We start from the raw sequence: 23,519 nt of genomic DNA, 5'->3' as shown, positions 1-23,519 counted from the left end.
CTCAGTTTAAATGTTATAGCAGCACAGGTATTTAAAACCTTGATTGTGAGTTTAAACGGTAATAATAAAACGTTGGCGGTTTGTGTATTGCCTGTCAATAGTCATTTGGATCTTAAAAAAGTCGCAAAAGCATTAAACTGTAAAAAAATAGATTTAGCAAATCCTAATTTAGCCCAAAAGGTAACTGGCTATTTAGTAGGAGGAATTAGCCCATTAGGTCAAAAACAACAACTTTTTACACTCATTGACAGTAGCGCCAACCAACACAAAACCATGTTTATATCAGGCGGTAGAAGAGGATTAGAAATTGAAATTGCACCTCAAGATCTAGCTGATATATTGCAAGCTCAATTGACTGATATCACTATTAAACATGATTGATCACATTCATATTTAATAAGATTTATAGGTTAGATTCGTTAAGATGATGATGAAGCAGAAAATGAAAATAATCAACGTTCTTTGATATGCGTATTTTATTTTTTAATTGATACAAAAATAATGAAATAACAAATTAAAGCGACAAGGTCATGAAAATATGCTCATGACCTTAAAATAACTCCCATCAATAAAATCGACAGAAAGGCAGCAAACTTATTTGATTGCTTCTTTTAAACTTTTACCTGATACAAATGCAGGCACTTTGCTTGCTTCAATTTTAATTTCTTTACCTGTTTTCGGGTTACGACCAGTACGTGCTTTACGCTCGTTGACTTTGAATGTACCGAAACCAACTAATTGAACTGGCTCACCTGCTTTTAATGATTCAGTAATAGCAGCTAATGTAGCTTCCAATGCTGTTTTAGCAGCTACTTTAGTAATATCAGCTTTGCTAGCAATAGCGTCGACAAGTTCTGTTTTATTCATGGATATATCCTTACATATTATTTTATTGTTAAAGTTAACATTATAAACAAAGCTAAAATTTAGCTTCGCTACTGTAAACAGTGTTTAGATTACATTGCGGTTAAATGTAGTCTATATTCATCTAATATTAAAGAAAAATTTAATAAAAAATAAAAAAATTACACTTTAAGCCGCTTAACCGCACAAAAAAACACCAATATTACTTACTCCAGATGCTCGAATTTCATCTTTTAAGCCTTTTATCAACTCAATCATCTCATTATTTTCATCACGTAATAATCGTAATATCTCCCACTGTAAATCAAATTCATCAATCACACTAGGTAAAGTTTGTTGCGCATCTGGTGAAAAATTAACATTAGTTTTAGTCATTTCAAATTCAGCAATGGTAGTTGCCGATATGCTACTTACTTTAGCGGTATGATCAGCCATTTCACCACTCAAATAAGAGTGTAAAACCTCACCAAGCGCCTGACAAGCATCGATAGCGGGGTAAATCATATAAGGACTGTCATCTGTTACCGTTGGAATGATAGCTTCTAATTTTTCAAGTTGTAAATCAAAATTGATTTTTACCTCTTCAACTAATAGTGATTCCCAGACTAAATCCAGTATTTTTTTGTAGCTTTTAGCGACTTCTTCGGTATGTTGTTGTTGACAATAAAAAACCAAATTCGGGTACATACGTTCACATAAACAAACCATAAACAAACGTTGCTGCCAAGGGGCTAACTTTGCTAATCTTAATTGGACTGGATTTTTAATCATGACAAAACCTTTTGGGACCGTTGATGCACAGCATCAATCAAATACTGCACATGTTCTACAGGAATATCTTGATGAATACCGTGACCTAAATTAAAAATATGCCCATTATAAGCACCAAACTCTTTCAGAACGGCATCAACATTAGACTCGATTATTAATTTGCTAGCATAGAGGACTGACGGATCCAAATTACCTTGTATCGCAATTTTTCCTTTTTGGTGAATATCGCACAAATTAACGCTCCAATCAACACCAATCGCATCACAACCTGTGTTGGCAATACTATCTAACCACAGCCCCCCCCCCTTTGTAAAAAGCGTAACAGGAACATATGAGCTGATATCGTCAGTTTTAATGCCTCGTTTTAATTTTGATAAGATAAGTTGCATATAATGCAGCGAAAACGTTTGATAGCTCTGATGGCTCAATACACCACCCCATGTATCAAATATCATTATCGATTGTGCCCCAGCTTCGATTTGGGCGTTTAAATACAAAGCGACGCTTTCAGCGAGCTTTTCGAGCAGCAAATGTAATACTTTAGGTTTGCTATAAAGTAAGCGTTTAATTTTAGTAAAAGCTTTACTACTGCCGCCTTCTACCATGTAAGTTGCTAATGTCCATGGGCTACCCGAAAAGCCAATTAATGGAACCTTACCATTAAGCTCTTTTTTGGTTAAACGAATCGCATCCATTACATACTTAAGCGATTGCTCAGGATCAGGGATCGGCAATTGCTCAATATCAGATAAACAGGATATTGTTTTAGCAAATTTAGGACCTTCACCCGCTTCAAAGTGCAAACCCAGCCCCATAGCGTCAGGAATGGTCAAAATATCAGAAAAAATAATAGCAGCATCAAGATCAAAGCGTTTTAATGGCTGTAGCGTCACTTCACAAGCTAATTCAGGTGTTTGGCACATAGTCATAAAATCGCCCACTTTTGCTCTTAACTGACGATACTCCGGCAGATAGCGTCCAGCTTGACGCATCATCCAAATAGGGGTGTAATCAACAGGTAAACATTGCAATGCACGCAAATAACGATCGTTTTTTAATTGGCTCATATCTTCAGCTCTTTAAATCAAGTGTTTATTTTGTCAAAGAAGTTTTAGGTAAGCAGCGTTTTAATATAACATCATCTCACTTAACTATTATTTATTTGTGATTTGAAGCTAAGGTTGTGATAATGTATTTTTTGCATAACAAATCAACGTTTCAGAAATATTTTGCATGACACTGCTTTCAGGTGCAAAACGATGCCAATATAGCATACGCCTTTGATATAGCCCTTCTGTTAAATTAACCAATTCACCATTCTTCAGCTCTTGTTCAATCTGTAACTTTGGTAGCATACAGCACGCAGAGCCTTGTTTAGCTAATTGCACAAACGCCTCAGATGAACTGGTGATATGACACACCACACTGCCTGGGGTTAGGTTAAAATTTTCTTGTAAAAAAGCCTGATGCATATCATCTAAATGATCGAATGCAACCGCTGGCGCTTTAAGTAAAGACGATCGCGTGACACCATTTGGAAAGTACTTTTTAGCAAAATCAGGAGAGGCAACAAAAATATAGTCTAATGCACCTAATAAATCAGACAAACATCCTGGTAAAGGGTTAGCTTGAATACTAATTGCACCAACGACTGTGCCTAAGCGTAGCAATTCTAAAGTATGCTCTTCATCTTTTACTTGAATATCGAAACGTAAAATATTTTTATCTAAAACAGGCTTTAACGCAGGTAAAAGCCATGTTGCTAAAGAGTCAGCATTAATCGCAATCGACAATGACAATGGTGTAGTATTTTGTTCATTATCACCTAGCCATTGTTGTTCTAATAATTCAACTTGGTGTAGTAACCCCAAAAGGTGCTCGCCTTGTTTGGTTGCTTTTGGCGGAATGGTTCTCACTAATAGTTGTTGACCAAAAAAGCTTTCTAACTGCTTAATGCGTTGCGACACCGCGGGTTGTGTAATACACAGCTTATCAGCTGCTCGCTCAAATCCTCGTTCTTTTATCACTGCATCTAATGCTTGTAATGCTCTATAATCTGGACGCTTCATAATCTCTTTACTAATGATTTGATCACTGCTTGAATCTTCAAGCTACGTTAACATCGCAATAAGTTTTAAACATATCAAACATTGATATATTTTCTTAAAATCCTAATGATTTTTACTTTCTAATTGGGTACTATGCCATATCTTCAATAATTTTGCTTTTAAAATTTTATTTTTTTAAGAAAAAGTATCCTCAAAAATAGGTGATACCATGACACAAGACGAATTAAAAAAAGCCGTAGGCTGGTCAGCATTGAAATTTATTAAGCCTGACTCTTATGTTGGTGTGGGAACCGGTTCGACAGCATCCCACTTTATTGATGCATTAGCTACAATAAAAGATCAAATCAAAGGTGCTGTATCAAGCTCTGAAGCATCGACACAAAAATTAAAGAGCTATGGCATTACTGTGCTTGATTGTAATGAAGTAGATAGTTTGGATATCTATGTTGATGGTGCTGATGAAATCAATCACCAGTTACAAATGATTAAAGGTGGAGGCGCTGCTTTAACACGTGAAAAAGTGGCTTCAGCCATTGCCAAACAATTTATTTGTATTGCCGATGAATCAAAATTTGTTGATGTATTAGGTAAATTCCCGTTACCCATTGAAGTGATCCCAATGGCTCGCTCTTATGTTGCTCGTGAATTATTCAAACTAGGTGGTAAACCAATTTATCGCCAAGGCGTCATAACGGATAATGGTAATGTTATTTTAGACGTTCATGACCTTATCATTGCCAACCCCATAGAATTAGAAAATCGAATAAATAGTATTGCTGGCGTGGTAACGGTTGGGTTATTTGCCAACAAAGGGGCAAATATTGCGCTTATAGGAACACCTTCGGGAGTAAAAGAGCTAAAATAAATTTGTTTATCATAATCAAATTTATTGCTTTTATATCACGATAAGACTCAATTTATATTCTGAAAGCAATGAGAGGAAATAATGACTATTCAAACGTCAACCAAAGATGAAAACAAATTTTTATTACTTGAGGGTATTCATCCTAGTGCCATAGAAATATTAAAATCGACAGGTTTTACCAATATTGAGTACCATAAAAGTGCATTATCGCCCGAAGAACTTAAGCAGGCATTAAAAGATGCTCGTTTTATTGGGATCCGCTCAAGAACTCAATTAACCAAAGATATTATTGATGCCGCCCCCAAACTTGCTGGCATTGGTTGCTTTTGTATTGGCACTAATCAGGTTGATCTTGATGCGGCAACGGTGAAAGGGATTCCTGTATTTAATGCACCATTTTCTAATACACGATCTGTTGCCGAGCTGGTCTTAGCTGAAGCGGTATTGCTACTGCGCCGAGTGCCCGAAGCCAATGCAAAAGCTCACCGAGGTAAATGGAATAAAATAGCTACTGGTTCACACGAGGCTCGTGGTAAGAATTTAGGTATTATTGGTTATGGACACATTGGTAGCCAATTAAGTATTCTAGCTGAATCGTTAGGAATGAATGTTTATTTTTACGATATTGAAACCAAATTACCGTTAGGCAACGCTAAACAAGTGTCATCAATGAAAGAGCTGTTAGCGATAAGCGATATCGTTTCAATGCATGTACCCGAAAATTCAACAACGATAAAAATGATAAGCGATAGCGAAATAGACGCCATGAAACAAGGTGCTATTTTAATTAATGCTTCGCGCGGTAAAGTCATTGACCTTGAGGCATTAACTCATGCACTACAAACCGATAAAATTAGTGGTGCAGCAATTGATGTCTTTCCAACAGAACCGGCTAGCAACAACGATCCATTTGAATCGCCATTGTGCCAATTTGACAATGTCATTATCACCCCTCATATTGGCGGTTCAACCAGTGAAGCGCAAGAAAATATTGGCATTGAAGTCGCCACTAAACTCGCAAAATACTCTAATACAGGTGCAACACTTTCTGCGGTTAACTTTCCCGAAGCATCGTTGCCTATTCCAGCTAAAGGAGCTAGTCGCTTTATTAATATTCACCGTAATCAACCGGGCGTATTAACCGCGATTAATACCTTATTTGCTGAGCAAGGGCTTAATATTTCAGCGCAATATTTACAAACCGATGCCAAAATTGGTTATGTTGTGATTGATATTGATAGAGTCAATCCCGATAAAGCCGAGGAATTGCTTGATAAACTAAAAAATGTCTCAGGCACTATCCGCACAAGGTTGCTGTTTTAATTTAAATGCACTCAATGCCGCCTATCTTTCTTTAGGCGGCTAATAAATTAGATATCAATAAAAACCAAAGAGCACTAATATCCTAATTAAGTTCTATTAGTTAGTCATGTTACTTTATAAAAGGGATTTAAAGCATAATGCACTAAAAGGCGATAAAATTACCTAGCATGATCAAATTACCCGTTATACCCGTTTTTTGCTGTTTGCCTATTTCACCCAATTAGTTTGCACAATTCACTACTCGCCGTTTAACAACGAGTAGTGACAGCTAGTTAACGTACGCACACCACTCTAGTTTCATTATGCACAAAATAATAGTGCCCAACATTACCTTGCTTTGAAAAAACAGTATAATTTTGTACTCCCCCATGAAAAGGGTCAGCAGTCCAGTAATCAAAATTGATATCATCCTTTATAAAATCACTATTCGTGTAGTATGTATTATCCGTATACCCCCACTCTGCAAAGAATCCGCCCCCAATCCGACGTTGGAAATTATTGGGTTGTCCTGGTAATCCTCCTGCCCAAGCAACAATATCATTATTTGCATTCGTCATTTCAACAATATGGGGAATCCTATAACCATTTCCTAAACTACTACAGTAAGCTTTAGCTGCTTCTAAACCTCCGCTATAAGTCGGTTTTGCAACAAACCATTTACTTATCATAAAACGATATATAACGTTTGTCTTTGCTCTATCTGAGTAAATATTAAAGTAAGTTGGAACAACTGATGAGGCTTGACTTTTATTAGAATCGCTAGGCCCTGTTAATTCTACTTTAGCAATATTATAACGGCTTCCTTGTTTTATACTTAAATCTATACTTGAGTCTGTTGGCCATTTGCTGTAAGTTAACTCTTTTGCCGATGCACCTGCCACCGTTAAATCAAAGTACATCCCCTTAGCCCCTATAGTTGGGAAATTTGATTCAGGGGAATTTATATCCTGCGGTTTAAAGCCTTTATCGTCATCCCACTGTTCAACTGGACCACGATAACCAATAAATACATTTCCATTATACCTTAACGTTGGTTGAGCAAAGCATGCATAAGGAACTGCAACTTTAGGTGTTAGATAATAACTAACGCTTCCACCTTTAAACTCAGTTGATCTTGGATCTCCGTATTGGGTAGATAAAATACCACTATCACTCGTTAAAGTTATTTTATAAGGCGAATAACATGCATTTAATTCTGTATTCTCATTAACTATTTTTCCATCAACATCTTGCACGGTCATTGTAAAATTACCCGTTACAGAGATCGAACCATCACCATCATCATCTTTCCAAAATTTGTTAGTTGATATTAAATCTATTAAAGTGACTACTGATTTCCCTTCGGGAATGAATTTCTTAATATCTTTCAGTTTTTGATCTACAGCAGGCAGCTCAATTGGATTATTTTCCGATGATGGATTATTACGGATGCTATATTGCCTACCATCAGACAATGTAATACTCAACAGATCTTCTGTTGAGTCGCCTTTCCATCAAACGTTAAATAAGGTGCACTACCTTGAATTGTCTTTACCGTTATTGCTGATAGTGCAATTGTATTACTCGATATCGTTAAACCTAACAATACCAATATCATTCTCAAAGCATAATTTTTTATATTTGGTTGCGTTAACCGTAGAGTTAATTTACAAATCTTTGCTATTTTAGTCAGAAACTTCAGTTTTATCTTCGGTAGCAAAAATGAAGTTGTAATTAAATACAACTTATAACTACAAGGACTTGAATATGTGAAAATTAACAGTATGTATAAAAATAACTTTTTAAGTTGTTCAGAGGGTGACCTGTGTACCTTATTGTTTTGATTATATCATTTTCTAGTCCATATTGCAATTCTTTCATCACTTAACCCAATGATTTTTATATAAAAATTTATTATAGTTCTTTTATTAACTAATTACGTTTTGCAAATATACGAGTAAATATTGCGCTTTTAAAAGTATAAAATACTGACATTAGCTATTAAAAAAAATTAAGCTAACTATAAACTAAACTACATGACTTTTTAAAGTAAATTATTATTTTTTTGTAAATATAAAATTAACATAATTATTAGGAAAAATGATTAATCAGAAATATATAAGACTTACTCGCATTGTTTACAGCGATTAAAAAATACTACAATGCATATACATAAAAAACAAAACTAACGCCTTCAATGTAATTTATTTTCCGTTTATCTTCACTTTAATCAGGTTAAGTCCTTTTTGTGTTAGCGCTTCAAAGTACCTATTATCTAAATTATCGTCGGTGATAATTGTATGAACAGCACTTAAATCACACACAACATTGGGGCTACGACGACCAAATTTTGATGAATCAACTAATAAAATTAACTTTGCAGCAGCCTTACTCATTGCCACACTACCATGGTAACTTTCATTAAACGTTGTGACGCCACCAACTAAATCAACACCATCAGCCCCCATAAATAACATATCAAAGGTATAAGATTCAAATGCGGCAATAGCTAATGCATTGTTGCTATGAAAAGAGGCTGATTTTCGACGAAACGTGCCTCCCGTTAAAATAATAGTTTGATCATTATCGTTCGCAACCAATTCATTAACCATATGCAAACTATTGGTCATAATCGTGAGGTTATTAAATTTAGCTAGCGTTGGGATCATTTGAGCAACGGTGCTTCCAGCGTCAAAAATGATTGAATCCCCCTCATGAATCAGCTTAGCGGCCTCTTCTGCTATGGCTTTTTTTTGTGCGGTATTAATATAAGTTTTGTGATCAATAGCTCTATCACCAATTTCGCGGTTTAACATGGCACCGCCGTAAGTACGTAAAACTAAACCACTTGCATAAAGTTGTGTGAGATCCTTACGAATTGTTGTTCCTGTTGTTTTAAAATGCTCAACCAATTCATCTACACTAGCTTGCCCGTTACTTTGCAGGTATTCCAAAATCGCTGTTTGTCGTTGCTTCACTTTCATAATAAAATCCCATCATCATTAGCGTGCATATATAAACCGTATTACTTTAAAATATATCATTTCAGAATGAAAGGGAATGTTTTTCAGAATAAAAGTTAATTATTTCTTATCTGTGGCTAATGCCACAGTCAATGCACTTTGACAAGCAATATCATTGGGGAAAGTGTTTTCGGGCATAATATCAGCAACAGGTAATCCATGTAGCTGAATGATGGGTTTTGGTGAGGCAAAAACAGTAATACCTTTCATTAATACAGAGTCAATAACCACTTGATTTTCATCTAATGAAATGGCTATTAATACTCTTGGTCTAAATCGTTTTGTTTTGCTACGACCAATACCTAAATAAGCCCCCTCTTTCATCGCTAAAAAGGCTTGATTAAAACGCCGAATTTGTAGCCAGCTAAATACAATTTGAAGACACCAAGCAATAAGTGCAATTACAATTAAAGTATTACTCATATTCATGGTTGCTCTCCATTATATGTTAGGTGTAAAATATGCGAAAATTGCTTGATTTAATTTTCGCATATCATCTTAACTAAAACATTACTTGCCCACCAGTAATGTTAATAGATTGCCCTGTACAATAAGAAGCCTTATCACTTGCATAAAATAACAGCACATCTAGAACATCTTGATAATCACAACCTCGTTTAAGTGGCACTTTATCAATATAAACTTGCTCTACTTGATCATCTGGAATACCTAATTTTTTAGCGTATTGTGGTATTAATGATTGAAACATTGGTGATTTTAATAAATTACCCAGCATCAACGAATTAACAGTGATACCATGATCAGCAAGATCTAAAGCTAAAGACTGTGTTAACCCAACTCCACCAAATTTAGCCGCACTGTATCCTGAATTATGTTTGCTACCAACTTTGCCTGATTTTGAATTAATTTGAATAATTCGACCTTGAGTATTATATTTGATCATCAATTTAGCAAATTCACGCGCGCATAAAAAATAGCCTGTAAGATTAACATTCACCGATAATTGAAAATCGGTCAATGTAAAATGGCTAATAGGTGAAGCTTTTGCAACACCTGCACTATATACCATTAAATCAACATGTTTAAATGCTCTATCAACATCTTGTGCTAATTGGATTACACTTTCTTCGTTGGTAGCATCAACCCCAAACCCTTGAGCTGAGCCAGCACCATGTTTTTGATTAATGGCTTCCGCTACCTTATTCGCATTGTCAATATTCAAATCAGCAACAACAACTTGGTATCCTGCATCAGCGATACCTTTGCACAAAAACTCACCTAAAGTTTGACCACCACCTATAACAACTGCTACTTTTTTCATTTTTATATTCCTTAATCATTTAAAATTCTAATTTCATCACCCACAAAAAGTTGCGTAGGAATTTCCCCTTTTACGTGAACAGTTCCGGGTAATTCAGCTTGGCTATTACCATCAAATCTTAATGTGATGTGACCTAATTCACGTAAGTTAACATTAGCAACTTCGCCAACCGATGTGATGTTATAAATATGATTGCCTAATTGAAGTATTTGCCCCACTTGTAATTCCAGTTTTAAATCATCATGGCTATGAACAAAACAGTAATCAGCTAAATCAGTAGGTGCACCGTTTTTAAACAGGATTAACATACCGTCAGCTAATGCTTCTTGGGCAAACTCACCAATTTGATCAATTTTTGAATGATAGATAACATTTGACATGATTAACCTTCTTATCTTTTACACTTAATACGGGATTTTTTATTTTTACCATTGCTTTAAATTAGGAGCTGATGCTCTCATCTTTAAAACAATTTATTGGTATATAAATAACGAAACCGCCCATGCTATTAATACTGTTGGTGCACCCGTTAAAAAACGGCTCACCAATACAGATGGCACGCCCACTCTCACCGTGTTTTGCTTGGCTTCAGCAAGCGATAAACCAACAGGAATAAAGTCACATGCCGCTTGTGCATTAATTGCAAACAACGCTGGCAATGCTAAATGAGGCGGAATATTGCCAAGCCCAATTTGTACACCAACCAAAGTGCCAATAACTTGGGCAATAACCGCACCGGGTCCTAAGAATGGAGAAAGCAATGGGAAAGAACAGATCAAGGCTAATATAATAAGTCCTATAGGGTTATTGGCTAACGGAACCAGCCCATGTGCAATAAGGTTGCCTAATCCAGATGCAATAATGATCCCAATTAGTGCCGATACAAACGCCATAAAAGGAAGTATTGTTTTCAGTACAGTGTCAATTGTATCTCGGCCAGCTTGGAAGAAGACAGCAACGCCAGACCCCATACCGATACCAATTCTTGCTAACAAACCATCGCTTTGTTCAGTAATTTTTTTGCGGCTGTCATAATCTTTAAATTCAGGCGATTTATTGTTTGCCGCCGGTTCGCTTACTACATCGCCTTCTTTTTCTATTAGTTTGATATTGTGAGGTTTTACTGCAGAAACATAAATATCTTCAACAATATATTGAGCCAGAGGGCCTGATTTACCTGTGGCATGAATATTGATAGTTGGTATACGATTTTTTGGGTAAATTCCGCAGCGTAATGTTCCTCCACAATCAATTACAGCAACACCAATTTCTTCTTTAGGCGGCTCGCCATCTTTAAAACCATCAATAGCTTCCCAACCTGTTAGCTCAACTAAAGTATCAACTATGGCTGGACGAGTACCTGCTGCAATATAAACAATTTTTTTACCAGCAATAACAGGAAGCTCCAAAGGTCCACCCCAACCTGCTTCGCCTTTTTCTATGTGGATAAATTTTTCCATTTTTTATATTCCTTATTTTTATTATAGATGAACTTTTCTTTCTAACTTGATGCCCATTTTTCTTTCAAAAATGGTAGTGCAAAAGTCAGTAATCCAACCTCTAAAGAAATTAGTACCTAAACCGACAAGGAAATAACTCACAGCAAGAGGACCTAAAGGTAAATTTAGGGTAGTTAAACCAGCCGCTATTCCCAAATAAACAAAAAGTTCACCAGGGTTAACGTGTGGAAAGAGTCCATTCATTGAATGGCAGCTGTAAGACGAAGCTGCGTAGTAACTTGGTTTGTAAAACTCTGGCATAAAACGGCCTAGGCTTAATGTCATTGGATTACAAAAAACAAAAGTGCCTATTAATGGCAATAAAAGATATCGAGAGATAGGATTGCCAGCACACGCTTGAGCTAAACGCTCAATACGTTCTTGTCCAATAAATTTAATAATCGCATTCATGACAACAAGCAGTGAAATTAATAGCGGTAAAATCCCCGTTACCATTCCAACGAATACTTTGCCTCCTTCTTGGAATAAACCAATAAACCATTCAGCACCAAATGAAATAACGTCGATCATATTTCCTCCTATTTTTGTTAAATTTCGAGCAAATAATATCAACTAAGAAACAGAAAAACTTTTAGTTGGATCACAATTTGAAATATTTTCTTTTTTTTTGAAAGAAAATATTTCAAAAAGATAAAAATAAGAAATAAATGAAAAAAGGATCATAGGTTACTGAAATAGCAATGATAGTAAAAAATTAACTTTTTTTATTGGACATTAACATTAAGTTGGCGTAATTTTGTCAATACGGGTATTTATTATTCAATTTAAAGGAGAATATATCATGGCTAAAAGTACGACTTCTGCTAAAAAGCTACAACAAGCAGCGATTTTGTTTCCAACTGATTTAGGTCAACAGGCATCAAAAGATATTTCTGGAGCAATGAATTCTGTTTTAGCAGATGTATTTGCTTTATATTTAAAAACCAAGAACTTCCACTGGCATGTAAGTGGTCCTCATTTCCGTGATTACCACTTAATGTTAGATGATCATGGTGATGAGTTATTTGCAATGACAGATCCCATTGCCGAACGTGTCCGTAAATTAGGCGGTACAACACTACGTTCAATTGGTCATATCGCTAAATTGCAAAGCATTGCTGATAACGATGCTGATTTTGTTGAGCCATCAGATATGCTTGCTGAACTTTGCCAAGATAACGTAAGATTGACAGAACGCATGCGTGTAGCCCATGATATCTGTGATAAATATAACGACACTGCTACTGCAAGTTTAATTGAAGAATGGATTGATCAAACTGAAAAGCGTGCATGGTTCTTATTTGAAGCCGGCCGAAAAGTCGACTCATCAGGACATTAATAAATAATTATTAATGATAATAATAAGAGGCATTGATTATGCCTCTTATTAAAAATATGTGGAGATTTAAGATGAGAAAAAAAATTGCTGTATTAGTAGGAAGTTTGCGTAAAGACTCTTATAACTTAAAAGTAGCAAAAGTTTTCCAAAAAATCGCACCACCATCACTTTCATTACAAATTATCCAAATTGGGGATTTACCTTTATATAATGAAGATATTGATACTGATGCCCCTCCTGCCTCTTATACTCGTTTTCGTCAAGAAATAGCTAATTGTCAAGGCGCCATTTTTGTAACGCCTGAGTATAATCGTGGCTTACCCGCCGTTATCAAAAATGCAATTGATGTGGGTTCTCGGCCTTATGGTAAAAGTATCTGGTCTAAAAAGCCTGCTGCAATTATTTCTGTTTCACAAGGTGCAATTGGTGGGTTTGGGGCTAACCATCAGCTACGCCAATCATTAGTATTTCTTGACATGCCAACATTACAACAACCTGAAGCTTATTTTGGCAGTGTAAGTGCGGCTTTTGATGATCAAGGCAATGTTACCGAAAAAAGCAAAGAATTTTTGTCATTATTTATTAATTCTTATGCTGCTTGGGTTGAAAAACTAAGCTAATTGATATACATTTTCATTATCACAGCCAAAATGATTTGGCTGTGTATTTTATTCGGTAAATCAATTTATATTCCGCTGTAATGACATTATCTATTCCCAAGAGCGAACAAGAACTATTAGATCGTGCACAATTAGTTGCAGGATATTCTTTTGGAGATATAGCACAATATTTAAACATTCCAATACCCGATAATTTAAATAAACAAAAAGGTTGGGTTGGTAATCTTATCGAAACTATTTTAGGTGCAAATGCGGGCAGTAAAGCTGAGCGCGATTTTGCTAATCTAGGTATTGAGCTAAAAACAATTCCCGTTGATAAACAAGGTAAACCTTTAGAAACCACCTTTGTCAGTGTTACGCCATTAATGGCTAATCATGGCGTTATTTGGGAGACAAGCCATGTAAAATATAAACTCGCCAAAGTGTTGTGGGTTCCAATTGAAGGGGAAAGAACAATTCCGCTTATTGATCGAAAAGTGGGTAACCCGATTTTATGGACACCCACTCAAGCACAAGAACAACAGCTTAAACAGGATTGGCAAGAATTAATGGATATGATAACACTAGGGCAAGTTGAAAAAATTACTGCAAGATACGGTACTTATCTACAAATTAGACCAAAGGCAGCCAATGGGCAAGCGCTCACCGAAGCAATTGGTGAAAATGGTGAAATTATTTTAACTCGCCCACGTGGGTTTTATTTAAAAAAAACATTTACTATGCAAATATTGCAAGCGTTAATACGATAGTCATTTTAAGTGCAATAGAATGATTTATAGTTGAAAATATTGATCGTATAACAGAATATACTGTTTATATGTGCTTTTAATACCAACTCTTACCTAACTATTGAAATTTTTGACAATAGTTCAATCTCTCACTAAAAAATAAATAACTTCTTTACTCTCATTTTCACAAAAATACTACCTTCATCACATTTTTTCACATTTATGATTTACTTTGAGCATATGTGAATATAAAGTTGCCTCAACATTTGTGATTGAAAAAGAGAATTTGTGAGGGATTTTAAATGAACATTATTTTAGCTGGACACGGGAAAATTGCCCATGAAATGAAAAATAGTATTGAAATGATTGCAGGCCAATATCCTAATTTACATTCAATAACTTTTGAACCAGGAAATAGCATTGATGATTTAAAAGATAAATATCTAAAAATTATTAATCAATCTGAAAGCAAACAGTTTGTCATTATTACCGATATATTTTCTGGTAGCCCTTATAACGCAGCGGCCATGCTAGCTATGCAATCAGATAGTATAGAAGTCATCAGTGGTTTGTCTTTGCCCCTTTGTTTAGAACTATTAAATCTTGATTTTTCACTTATCAATATTGAAACCGTATATGAACAATTAGGCGAAGTTAAATTAGATTTTATTAGATCTTTCAAATCATTATCTAAAAGCATATCTCCAGAAGAGGAATTATAAAATGATTATAAATTTAGTTCGTATTGATGATCGATTAATTCATGGTCAAGTTATCACCGTTTGGACAAAAGAAGCTAAAGCAGAAAGAATTATCATTGTCAGTGATGAGGTCGCTAATGATGATATACGTTCAACTCTAGTTAAACAAGCTGCACCTCCTGGAATTAAAGTTTCGGTGATTAGTATTGATAAAGCCGCTGCGGTCTATAAAAACCCTAAATATGAAAATGATACTGTTTTTTACCTTTTCACCAACCCAACCGATGTTTTGAGATTAATCAATGCGGGGGTTCCTATTAAAGAGGTTAATATTGGAGGAATGTCGTTTAAAGAGGGGAAGAAACAAATTACCAAAGCCGTTTCTGTTGACAAAAACGACATATCTGCATTCAAAAAAATGCATGAGATGGGTATCAACCTGTGCTTAAAAGTCGTCATTACTGATCCGAATGTTGATTTTATCAAACTTATCTAGACGGTTAGTCATACTAACTAACACAATAAATGGTAGGAGAAAAACATGGACATTTCAGTACTTCAAATCATATTGATTTTTATTTTCTCGTGTATCGCAGGGATGGGAAGTGTGCTTGATGAGTTTCAAACTCACCGTCCATTGATTGCATGCACTATGATCGGCTTAATATTGGGAGATATAAAAACAGGGGTTATTTTAGGAGGAACTCTTGAACTTATAGCATTGGGGTGGATGAATATAGGAGCAGCACAATCACCAGATTCAGCATTAGCTAGTGTAATTTCAACAACCTTAGTTATTGTAGGAAAGCAAGATATTCAAACAGGAATAGCTATAGCCCTTCCCGTCGCAGCAGCAGGACAAATATTAACTGTTTTTGCAAGAACCATTACAGTGATATTTCAGCATGAGGCAGATAAAGCAGCTGAAAAGGTTCAATTTCGAAAAATTGAATTACTCCATTTTAGTGCGCTTTTTGTACAAGCATTAAGAGTCTCTATCCCTGCCTCTATTGTTGCAATTTATGTTGATGCAAGCACTGTTCAATCCTTATTAAACATGTTGCCAGATATTGTCACTGGTGGGCTTTCCGTAGCTGGTGGATTTATCGTTGTTGTCGGTTATGCAATGGTGTTAAACATGATGATTGTTAAATATTTAGCCCCATTTTTCTATTTAGGTTTTGTTCTAGGTGGATATTTAAATTTTAGTTTACTTTCATTTGGTATTTTAGCAGTTATTTTTGCCATTATTTATGTTCAATTAAATCCAAAATTTAATGTAATACCAAATAATAACAAATTTGCAAATCAAGCAACAAATACCAATCAAACAATTACCGATGATGAATTAGACGATTAACTTATAAGGATTTATTATGGAAAAGACATTAAGAACCGTTCAAAAAAAAGACGTGATTAGTACATTCATTCGTTCTAATTTTCAACAAGCCTCTTTTAATTATGAACGTATACACGCACTTGCTTTTTGTGTAGATATGATTCCAACAATCAAACGAATTTATCACACTAAAGATGAGCAACGTCAAGCATTAAAAAGGCATTTATCTTTTTTCAACACGACCCCAGCAATGTGTGGACCTGTGCTTGGCGTAACAATAGCGATGGAAGAAGCAAAAGCAAATGGTGCACCAATTAATGATGGAACAATCAATAGTCTAAAAATTGGGTTAATGGGACCTTTAGCTGGTGTTGGCGATCCTCTAGTATGGGGCACATTGCGTCCTATCACTGCGGCACTTGGTGCATCTTTAGCACTCACAGGTAATATTGCTGGTCCATTATTATTTTTTGTTTTATTTAATTTGTTCAGACTTGCTATGAAATGGTATGGCTTAACCTATGGATTATCGAAAGGAATAGGTATTGTTAAAGATCTTTCGGGTAATATTTTACCTAAAATGACTGAAGGTGCATCTATTCTTGGTTTATTTATTATGGGTGTACTCGTGACAAAATGGACTTCAATAAATATTCCATTAGTGGTATCTAAAACAACCGATGCGAATGGTAATGAAATCGTTATGACAGTACAAGGTATACTTAACGATCTTGTGCCCGGCTTACTCCCCTTGGGGCTAACATTGTTAACAATGAAGTTACTCAGAAAAAAAGTCAGCCCAATTATCTTAATTTTTGCCTTATTTGCTGTGGGTATCATTGGCTATGGATTAGGTATTTTAGCTTAAAATGCCAATAAAAATCTTAAAAAATTAAGTCTCATTTTGAATCAAAAAATTACAACAATTTGTTATAAATACAGTTTTTTCTTACAACTACTAGTATCACTAGGTATTTAAACAATATTGAAGTTAAATTTGTATAAAGTTTAATTTATTAAAGAGGAATGTATGAAAACTCAAGCAGTTAGATTATACGGAAAAAATGATCTTCGGTTAGAATCTTTTGAGCTTCCACCTATATCCGATGATGAAGTATTAGTGTCTGTCATTGTGGATAGCATCTGCATGTCTTCCTTAAAGCTAGTAAATCAAGGTGAAAATCATAAGAAAACACCACCAGATCTAAAAAACAACCCAATCATTATTGGACATGAATGCTGCGGCGATATTGTGCAAGTAGGTAAAAATTGGCAACATAAGTTTAAAAAAGGGCAAAAATACGTTATACAAGCTAACTTACAACTTATAGATAGCCCTTATTGTGTTGGTTATTCATATCCAAATACAGGCGGATGTGCAACTTATATGATTGTTAATCATGACGTATTAAAACAAAATTGTTTAATTCCTTATGATGGAAAAACGTATTTTGAAGGTGCATTAGTTGAACCTTTATCTTGTGTTATTGGTGCATTTAATGCTAACTATCATTTAAAGCCAAATAGTTATGATCATCTTATGGGGATAAAGCCTAATGGAGAACTGCTCATATTAGAGGGAACCGGTCCAATGGGTATGCTGGCAATAGACTACGCTTTGGGAGGGGACATAAAACCTCAAAAAGTAGTTGTCACAGGGAGAAGTAAAGAAAAAATAGCACTATTGAAAAAATTATACCCATCACGCAATGGCGTTGAGCTTGAATTTATTGATATATCTGATAGTGAAGATCAATTGTCTTTATTACAAAATACATCTTCCAAAAACTGTTTTGATGATATCTTTATCTTTTTACCATCAAAAGATTTGATTCATTTAGCATCGCAATTATTAGCTTTTGATGGTTGCTTGAATTTTTTTGCTGGTCCCCAAAATAAAAATTTTGAGGCTGAAATTAATTTTTATGATGTTCATTATAATTTTACGCATATTGTTGGAACTTCTGGAGGAAATCCTGATGATATGCATTCAGCCGTTAAACTAATCGAATCGGGTAAGGTTGATGTTGCTAAAATTGTGTCTCATATAATGGGAATTGATCAAGCTTGTCAAATCACCCAAAGACAAAATGAAATTAAAGGCGGAAAAAAATTGGTTTATACTCATAAAAAATTTGAAATAAAAGGCTTAGACTCTTTAACCGATAACGCTGATGATATTACATTGAAAAAAATATTAGATAAAAATCATGGTATTTGGTCAAAAGAAGCGGAAGATTTTGTATTAAGTCATTTTCCTGATATTTAGTTTTAATTTTTTGGTATACTTTAACTACATCAAAATGCCATTTTATGAAGTATCATAAGTGGCATTGGTATTTTTGAAATAGATAGTGATTTTTAAAAACCATGACTAATAAGATAATATCACCATGATTAATAACAACCTTGGTAACTACGATTTTGAGCAACACAAGTTATTAGTAAAAATTGCTCAACTCTATTATGAAGAAAATAAAACTCAATCCGAAATAGCCAAAATCGTAAACATACATAGATCAAGCATTAGTCGAATGTTAAAAGTAATACGAGAATTAGGCATTGTTTCTATATCAATTAACTACGATTTACTACCCAACATTGCATTAGAAGAAGAAATTCTTAATAAATTTAATTTAAAACAAGTTATTGTTGTACCAGTCAATCAAAATATTAATAATGACAGCAAAAATCAGATTGTCTGTAATGTTGCTGCAAATGTATTATTCAAGAATATTCATGATGGCGATATCATTGGCATTTCATGGGGTCGCACTATTAATTATATTGTTAATTGTTTAAAAAATGACAACATCAAATTTAAAAATACAACCATTGTACCAATGATTGGCGGACCTTCGGGAAAAATTGAAACAAAATACCATGTCAACAATATTGCTTACAAACTATCCAACAAATTAAATAGTAAGGCTATACTTATTGATTACCCTGCCATTGTTGATACTGAAAAATTAAAATTAGAAATTGAAAAAACTCAACATATGAGAGAGTTAAAAGATTGGTGGAGTAAAATTACAATAGGGCTTTTTAGTGTGGGTTGTCCTGCTATTTCCAAAAGTTCTATTTGGTATGGTTTTTATGGCGAGTTGTTTCAAACGATTGCTAATAAAAAAATTGTAGGAGATATTCTATCTCATTTTTTCGATCAAAAGGGAAATGAATTAGCAACACCATTTTGTAAACAAATTATCGGGGTAACATTGGATAATCTGAAAAAAATTCCTTTAAAAATATGTGCGAGTGGTGATCCGGAAAAAATCAATAGTTTAATTGCGGCACTAAATGGAAATTATATTGATATATTGGTAGTTAGTGATGAAATGGCAACACAATTAATAGACTAATTTTCAACTAAAATGATTTGCCAATAGTTTGATTTACTTCAGTCTTTATTACTTAGTAATATTGCCTATGAAGCAGTACGTTATAAAAAACTATGAAATATCAAACATTAAAATTTTTGAGTTTCTTTGGTAATTATAGAGTTGTTTCTTTTTAATTGGCAAATCATCCACTTCAGCTGGATAGAATCCTTTTTCTCTAAACCAGTGAATGCTACGTGTCGTTAAGACAAATATTTTTTCTAATCCTAAATTATTAGCTGTTTCAACTATTTTTTCTATTAATAAATCACCACGAGACGAATTGCGATACTGTGGGTGAATAGCAACGCAAGCCATTTCACCCATTTTTTCTTCTGGATAAGGATAAAGCGCTGCACATCCAATTGTCATGTTATCACGTTCAATAATAGTAAATTTGTCAATCTCAATCTCTAATTGTTCACGTGAGCGTTTGACTAAAATACCTTGTTCTTCAAGTGGGCGAATAAGCTCTAAAATCCCCCCTATATCATTAATCGTTGCTAAGCGAATCTGCTCAGAATGCTCCATAGAAACTTGTGTTCCAATCCCATCACGCGAAAATAATTCTTGTAAAATAGATCCATCTAGCAAATAACTGACTAAATGACTTCGTCTTACTCCGTTACGGCATGCTTTCGCCGCGGCTCGTAAAAAGCGTGATTCGCTCGATAAATGTTTTCCTTGTTGCTCTTTTTGATTGACATAATTGTCAGCGTCAATAGGATAAAGATCAGTGATAACCAGACCATGCTCATCTAAAACACCTTGCTCAGCACAAAAACTGATTAATTTATCCGCTTTTAAGCGAATAGCAACTTCAGCAGCAACATCTTCTGACGCTAAATTAAAACTTTCACCAGTAACCGATACCCCAACAGGCCCCAATAGTACAATAGATCCTCGCGCTAACTGCTGTTCAATAGCCTCTTTGTTAATACGGCGAATTTTTCCTGTATGACAATAATCAACACCATCATCAATCCCCAAAGGTTGCGCAATAACAAAGTTACCACTGACAACACTAATGTGAGCTCCTTGTAACGGCGTGTTATTTAAGCTCATAGATAAACTGGCTGTAATATTAAGCTGCAATAGCCCAGTAACTTGCTTAATAATATCTAGCGTGATTGCATCAGTGATGCGAGTATTTTTATAGTATTTAGGTTTAATATTATAATTTTTAAGGGATTCGTCAATTTGGTTGCGTGCGCCATTGACAATAACAAGTTTAATACCAAGACTATAGAGTAAGCCAATATCACTGATAATGCTTGAATAATTATTACTTTTTAATACTGCACCTGTAAGCAAAATTACAAACGTTTTGCCATGATGTGCATTAATATACGGTACCGAATGTCTTAATCCATCAACTAATTCAGTGGTACGTTCTTTCATTTTTACACCGCCTCAAATGAATATTTATTCATATTTTATGTATTTTTATTTATTTTTAATTTAATAGCAAGGTATTTTTATAAATATTTGTAAGAGTAATTTTTATGAAGATATAAGCCAAGTGCCCATATTGTGATATTTAATAAAGATATGAAAGGTCAGAAGATAGGGGCTTAATCGCTAGCTAAATAAGGAGCATGCTATTGCTTCCATGCTCCTGATATAAAATACTGGCTACTTTTTAATCATAAGTAAGATTAATTATTTTGTTTTCTATTCATGAAGCTTGTGATTTATATTTTTGTAAAATCAATCACCTTTTTAAAACGATAAAAAATAATTGAGCCAAATATGACACTTGATAATGCGATAAAAAAGTCAATTAAAATAGCATAACTTACATTGATCATGGTTAATTTGGGTACGGTAAGTGGTATAACTACAAACGCTAATCCACTGAAAGTATACATACAACCGACAGCAAGGCCTTTACGAGTTGGAAACATTTGTTGCATCACAACCAAAGTTAATTGTAGCACCCCCCCAGCAGCAGTAAATCCCATACCAATTGCAGCTATAACACACATTACTGGCGAGATATGAAAATAAAAAATAATTAATACCAACGCAGACAAAGCAGGCAAAATAATGATGCAAAAGATCGGTTTTAATAAATGTTTTACAACAAAAGCAGTAACAAATACAGAAATAATCGATGCTACGCTATAATAACTTATAAGCTGTTTAGCATCAATATCACTCATATTAACACCTTTAATAGCTATAGTCGGCAGCCATTGCAAAATAATGACAAATGTGGCTGTTGTTGTAAATCCCATCAAAATCAATAAAATACCTTCACAGCCAAATGCAGGATTAGATTTAAAATAATTTACTTCCCCTTGGTATCCTTTAATTACTGTATCTTTATGAGGAAATTGTTTTGGCAATAATAAGCCATTAATGACTAAATAAGCAGTAAAACCAAGAAATGCCCAACCATACCATATTTGATTGGCATAAAAGAAAGTAGCAATTAATGGAAGAATTAGGGTGCCAATAGAAATAAATGCTTTTATTAGCACACTTGCCGAACCCGCTGAGCGAGGAAAACATTCAGTCAGTGCAGGCATTGAACCTGTATCTAAAAAAGAGTTGCCTACCCCAATAGCAATTGCTAAACAATATGCAATATTAATATTAGTGCAAAAAATCATTCCAATAAAGAAGATAGCATAACAAGTCATACCAAGATAAATAAATAACTTTCTGCCAAACTTATCGGATAGCACACCACCAACAAACATTAAACATATCTTGCCAATGCCTATACCTGATGCAACATAACCAAGCCCAACTATATCAGTATTTAATTGCTGTGAAAGCGATTGAGAAAATTGCATAATCACAATTAATGCAATGCTTTGAATAATATAGTTAGCATAAATAGATCCAACAATTCCATAAGAATTGACTTTTTGATTATCCATGTGTCGTGCTCCATATGTACAACATAACATTTTAACTTTATTTAAATATATAATTATTAATCAAAAAGATAGCTAGTATAAATTTGTTGCTTAACTTGTACCTTCTTTATTCCTAATTGGCATTATCCTTGTCCTGAAGAACAAGGCTTTGCTGTTTTTTAGATAGAATAGCAAAAGTTTAATTAAGATATAAATTTATATAGAATTCTTTATTAAATTGATTATTTGCTTTTATTAAACAACACCACTTTTTAGGTAATATTTTGGCTAAATTTAACGCTTAAGCATTTCAAGGATTTTCGTGAGAATCAAGTTTTCATCTTGATCAACATTGACCTCATAATGTGCAGCATCATGATATAAAGGTAGTCTTTCAGTTAATACCTTTTCCATTTCATCAAAAATAGACAACCCCGTTAGTGATGGGCGCTGAGCAACATTAGGATCTTTCATTAAACGCGCTGCTAGTGTTGCTGCAGGTGCTGATAAAAAGATAACCGTGCCATTTTGTTTCATAAAATCTCGGTTATGCTCAGCTAATACCATTCCTCCACCAGTTGCAATAACATGATTTGGTTTAGTTATATCAACAAGTACTTGGCTTTCTCTTGCTCTGAATCCTTCCCAACCTTCTTTTTCAACAATTTCAGCTACTGTTTTTTGAGTGGTTTCAAATAAATGCTTGTCAGTATCAACAAAAGAAAACGATAACTTGTCAGCTAACATTTTTCCCATTGTTGTTTTACCCGCAGCTCTAGCACCAACTAAAAAAATTGTTTTATTCATATTGGGTTCTGCCCTTTTAGATTTACAGAATATAGTCACCATGCTAGTGATTCACAT

At 34.5% G+C, this 23,519-nt stretch carries 26 protein-coding genes; 12 read left to right on the top strand and 14 right to left on the bottom strand.

Annotated elements, in window-relative coordinates; translation table 11 throughout:
• A partial coding sequence (locus A9G30_RS10095) for a YbaK/EbsC family protein (RefSeq protein ID WP_065588872.1) occupies positions 1–381 on the top strand: 381 nt, incomplete at its 5' end.
• A gap of 213 nt (positions 382–594) precedes the next feature.
• On the opposite strand, the gene A9G30_RS10090 is transcribed toward A9G30_RS10095, so the two are convergent.
• The 4 genes from A9G30_RS10090 to A9G30_RS10075 form a co-directional block, all read right to left on the bottom strand.
• Positions 595–867: an HU family DNA-binding protein gene (locus A9G30_RS10090; RefSeq protein WP_065566205.1), complete on the bottom strand. Its 273-nt coding sequence runs from the start codon at positions 865–867 to the stop codon at positions 595–597.
• Positions 868–1,041: 174 nt separating this feature from the next.
• The gene (locus tag A9G30_RS10085) at positions 1,042–1,635 is read right to left on the bottom strand and encodes a YjaG family protein (protein ID WP_065588871.1); all 594 of its coding nucleotides are present in this window, start codon (positions 1,633–1,635) and stop codon (positions 1,042–1,044) included.
• Entirely contained in the window at positions 1,632–2,702 is a 1,071-nt protein-coding gene (gene hemE / locus A9G30_RS10080; protein WP_065588870.1) for a uroporphyrinogen decarboxylase, read from the bottom strand. Before hemE ends, A9G30_RS10085 begins: the two co-directional genes overlap by 4 nt.
• Positions 2,703–2,810: 108 nt before the next feature.
• On the bottom strand, positions 2,811–3,704 hold the full coding sequence (locus A9G30_RS10075; protein ID WP_065566208.1) for a LysR family transcriptional regulator ArgP: 894 nt from the start codon (positions 3,702–3,704) through the stop codon (positions 2,811–2,813).
• Positions 3,705–3,912: 208 nt separating this feature from the next.
• On the opposite strand from A9G30_RS10075, the gene rpiA reads away from it, so the two are divergent.
• Complete coding sequence (gene rpiA / locus A9G30_RS10070) at positions 3,913–4,569, top strand: ribose-5-phosphate isomerase RpiA (RefSeq protein WP_065588869.1); 657 nt, start codon at positions 3,913–3,915, stop codon at positions 4,567–4,569.
• Positions 4,570–4,650: 81 nt separating this feature from the next.
• Complete coding sequence (gene serA, locus A9G30_RS10065; protein ID WP_065588868.1) at positions 4,651–5,892, top strand: phosphoglycerate dehydrogenase; 1,242 nt, start codon at positions 4,651–4,653, stop codon at positions 5,890–5,892.
• A gap of 272 nt (positions 5,893–6,164) precedes the next feature.
• On the opposite strand, the gene A9G30_RS10060 is transcribed toward serA, so the two are convergent.
• The 7 genes from A9G30_RS10060 to srlA form a co-directional block, all read right to left on the bottom strand.
• Positions 6,165–7,358 (bottom strand): hypothetical protein, encoded by a 1,194-nt coding sequence (locus A9G30_RS10060; RefSeq protein ID WP_141672077.1) that lies wholly within the window; start codon positions 7,356–7,358, stop codon positions 6,165–6,167.
• A gap of 717 nt (positions 7,359–8,075) precedes the next feature.
• Positions 8,076–8,855 (bottom strand): glucitol operon DNA-binding transcriptional repressor SrlR, encoded by a 780-nt coding sequence (srlR, locus tag A9G30_RS10055; protein ID WP_065582316.1) that lies wholly within the window; start codon positions 8,853–8,855, stop codon positions 8,076–8,078.
• A 99-nt stretch (positions 8,856–8,954) separates the two neighbouring features.
• Complete coding sequence (locus A9G30_RS10050; protein WP_065588866.1) at positions 8,955–9,323, bottom strand: transcriptional regulator GutM; 369 nt, start codon at positions 9,321–9,323, stop codon at positions 8,955–8,957.
• 73 nt (positions 9,324–9,396) lie between these two features.
• Positions 9,397–10,176, bottom strand: coding sequence for a sorbitol-6-phosphate dehydrogenase (srlD, locus tag A9G30_RS10045; protein WP_065588865.1), 780 nt, complete (start codon positions 10,174–10,176; stop codon positions 9,397–9,399).
• Positions 10,177–10,187: 11 nt separating this feature from the next.
• Positions 10,188–10,556, bottom strand: a complete 369-nt coding sequence (gene srlB, locus A9G30_RS10040; RefSeq protein WP_065588864.1) for a PTS glucitol/sorbitol transporter subunit IIA — start codon at positions 10,554–10,556, stop codon at positions 10,188–10,190.
• A gap of 93 nt (positions 10,557–10,649) precedes the next feature.
• A complete protein-coding gene (gene srlE / locus A9G30_RS10035) occupies positions 10,650–11,636 on the bottom strand; it encodes a PTS glucitol/sorbitol transporter subunit IIB (protein ID WP_065588863.1) in 987 nt (328 codons plus the stop codon).
• A 21-nt stretch (positions 11,637–11,657) separates the two neighbouring features.
• Positions 11,658–12,206, bottom strand: coding sequence for a PTS glucitol/sorbitol transporter subunit IIC (gene srlA / locus A9G30_RS10030; protein WP_065588862.1), 549 nt, complete (start codon positions 12,204–12,206; stop codon positions 11,658–11,660).
• Between the two features lie 271 nt (positions 12,207–12,477).
• On the opposite strand from srlA, the gene A9G30_RS10025 reads away from it, so the two are divergent.
• The 9 genes from A9G30_RS10025 (at position 12,478) to A9G30_RS09985 (ending at position 19,767) form a co-directional block, all read left to right on the top strand.
• Positions 12,478–13,014: a Dps family protein gene (locus tag A9G30_RS10025; protein WP_065588861.1), complete on the top strand. Its 537-nt coding sequence runs from the start codon at positions 12,478–12,480 to the stop codon at positions 13,012–13,014.
• A gap of 71 nt (positions 13,015–13,085) precedes the next feature.
• Positions 13,086–13,634 carry an NADPH-dependent FMN reductase gene (locus tag A9G30_RS10020; protein ID WP_065588860.1) on the top strand — a complete coding sequence of 183 codons (549 nt, stop codon included), beginning with the start codon at positions 13,086–13,088 and terminating at the stop codon, positions 13,632–13,634.
• 80 nt (positions 13,635–13,714) lie between these two features.
• Entirely contained in the window at positions 13,715–14,383 is a 669-nt protein-coding gene (mutH, locus tag A9G30_RS10015) for a DNA mismatch repair endonuclease MutH (protein ID WP_065588859.1), read from the top strand.
• 281 nt (positions 14,384–14,664) lie between these two features.
• Complete coding sequence (locus A9G30_RS10010) at positions 14,665–15,084, top strand: PTS sugar transporter subunit IIA (protein ID WP_065568326.1); 420 nt, start codon at positions 14,665–14,667, stop codon at positions 15,082–15,084.
• Between the two features lies 1 nt (position 15,085).
• Positions 15,086–15,559, top strand: a complete 474-nt coding sequence (locus A9G30_RS10005) for a PTS system mannose/fructose/N-acetylgalactosamine-transporter subunit IIB (RefSeq protein WP_065588858.1) — start codon at positions 15,086–15,088, stop codon at positions 15,557–15,559.
• 45 nt (positions 15,560–15,604) lie between these two features.
• On the top strand, positions 15,605–16,423 hold the full coding sequence (locus A9G30_RS10000) for a PTS mannose/fructose/sorbose transporter subunit IIC (RefSeq protein WP_065588857.1): 819 nt from the start codon (positions 15,605–15,607) through the stop codon (positions 16,421–16,423).
• A 16-nt stretch (positions 16,424–16,439) separates the two neighbouring features.
• Positions 16,440–17,270: a mannose/fructose/sorbose PTS transporter subunit IID gene (locus tag A9G30_RS09995; protein ID WP_065568323.1), complete on the top strand. Its 831-nt coding sequence runs from the start codon at positions 16,440–16,442 to the stop codon at positions 17,268–17,270.
• Between the two features lie 162 nt (positions 17,271–17,432).
• Positions 17,433–18,671, top strand: coding sequence for an alcohol dehydrogenase catalytic domain-containing protein (locus A9G30_RS09990; RefSeq protein ID WP_065588856.1), 1,239 nt, complete (start codon positions 17,433–17,435; stop codon positions 18,669–18,671).
• Between the two features lie 124 nt (positions 18,672–18,795).
• On the top strand, positions 18,796–19,767 hold the full coding sequence (locus A9G30_RS09985) for a sugar-binding transcriptional regulator (RefSeq protein WP_065568321.1): 972 nt from the start codon (positions 18,796–18,798) through the stop codon (positions 19,765–19,767).
• A 90-nt stretch (positions 19,768–19,857) separates the two neighbouring features.
• Here the strand turns inward: A9G30_RS09985 and argA are convergent, their stop codons facing one another.
• The 3 genes from argA to aroL form a co-directional block, all read right to left on the bottom strand.
• On the bottom strand, positions 19,858–21,186 hold the full coding sequence (gene argA, locus A9G30_RS09980; protein ID WP_065568320.1) for an amino-acid N-acetyltransferase: 1,329 nt from the start codon (positions 21,184–21,186) through the stop codon (positions 19,858–19,860).
• Between the two features lie 293 nt (positions 21,187–21,479).
• Positions 21,480–22,676 carry an MFS transporter gene (locus tag A9G30_RS09975; RefSeq protein ID WP_065588855.1) on the bottom strand — a complete coding sequence of 399 codons (1,197 nt, stop codon included), beginning with the start codon at positions 22,674–22,676 and terminating at the stop codon, positions 21,480–21,482.
• Between the two features lie 273 nt (positions 22,677–22,949).
• Complete coding sequence (gene aroL, locus A9G30_RS09970; protein ID WP_065568318.1) at positions 22,950–23,462, bottom strand: shikimate kinase AroL; 513 nt, start codon at positions 23,460–23,462, stop codon at positions 22,950–22,952.
• Positions 23,463–23,519 lie beyond the last annotated feature (57 nt).

The organism is Gilliamella sp. Fer4-1, from assembly GCF_001690515.1.
In the GTDB taxonomy this organism is placed as follows: Bacteria; Pseudomonadota; Gammaproteobacteria; order Enterobacterales; family Orbaceae; genus Gilliamella; species Gilliamella apicola_C.
This window is presented reverse-complemented; position numbering and strand designations above follow the sequence as displayed.